A 1,490-nucleotide genomic window follows, 5' to 3' on the forward strand; every position below is an offset into this window, starting at 1 on the left:
TTAGAGTTTCCCCAAAATTTAATTATAAAATAGCCGTAGGCTAATTATAGAAACGCATTAGCTATTAATAGCTGTTGTGATCCCTTATTTCTAAATATAGGTTTTATGAAATTTTTAATACCAGTTTTTGTTTTTTGTAATATTGTATAAATACCATCTGATAATGCATAATAATTAAATTTTGGTATATCATAAATTCTTTTGGAGATTTTAAGAATAAACATTACTAGGATACTTTCTTTTCTTTTTTGAGAAAGCATTCCAATAAAACCAATAGTTATTGATAGCAATAAATTAATTGTGCTAATACTATTTAATGACCTTACTCTAATATTTTCAAAATCAAATTGTTGTTTTTTAAATCTAAAATACTCTTCAATTTTCCATCTTTTTAAGTAAACTTTTAAGATGGCAATAGATAGCCTTTTATCTGTAGGATTTAGATTAGTAATAAGCATCATAGGAATTTTTCCAAAACCTCTTATTATAACAAGAGTAAGTTTTTTATCAGGCATAGCGGGTAAAGCTATAGGTATATGACTAAACTTACATTTTTTAGCTTTACCTGCTTTGTTTTTAACAGTAGTAACATATTTACCTTTATATTTATTAGCCAATTTAAATATATTAATAACTTTGCCATTATAAATAACGTCTCTATTTCTTTTGGCTCTAATTACAAATTTTTCATTATTATTAGTGAAATATTCATAAAATTGATTATTGTCATAGCCTCTATCGAGGGCTTTAATGCCTACGTTTCCAAAATGAGCTCTAATGAATTCAAGAGATTTTAAGGTTTCTGTATTTTCACTTTTAAAATCTTTACAGACATTAGAGTAAATTTTAGAATATACTGATATAGGCATGTCATGTTTATTAGTTAATGCAGCAATTTCTAAAATATTATAACCATTAACATTAGTTTCTCCAGTACTTCCATCACGCACAGTACCCATATCTTCTAATACTTTGCTATTAGGTTTAGTGATTTCAGAACCATCTATACAAAAAATTGTATTATCATTAATAAGTGATTGTATTGTATTAATGTAGTTTTCAACGAGTTGATCAGTTTCATTAAAACTTGAAAGATTTCTTGAAAGCCTTTCTATAGTCTTTTTTAATAAAATATCTTCTTTTAAAGCTCTAGCTATGTTACTTAGTAATATAGAATTACTTTCCAAAAAACCGTACATCATTTGAAACATAAATTTATATTTTGGTCTAGATATATTTTTAGATATTTTTTTTGAAAAAGTTGATAATTTCCTTTTAATTTGATATGAAAGTTTGATATAATTAATCATAAGTAAAGTAGCTCCTTTTCATTTTGATTTTGGTTCTTAACAAACTCATTATATCAAAATAAAGGGCTATTTTACTTATTTTTATGCAAAAACTTAAATCTGTGGATAGATATATAATTGGCAATTACCTTATCCACAAGGACTAATTTTAAATTTCCTAAAAAAATGGGGAAACTCTAA

General features: G+C 24.9%; 1 protein-coding gene. It reads right to left on the reverse strand.

Features of this window, described 5'->3' with window-relative positions; translation table 11 throughout:
- Positions 1 to 44: 44 nt before the first annotated feature.
- Positions 45 to 1,310, reverse strand: coding sequence for a transposase (locus FYJ27_RS12580; protein WP_154485139.1), 1,266 nt, complete (start codon positions 1,308 to 1,310; stop codon positions 45 to 47).
- Positions 1,311 to 1,490 lie beyond the last annotated feature (180 nt).

This window comes from Anaerosalibacter bizertensis (assembly GCF_009696605.1).
GTDB classification, from domain to species: Bacteria; Bacillota; Clostridia; order Tissierellales; family Sporanaerobacteraceae; genus Anaerosalibacter; species Anaerosalibacter bizertensis.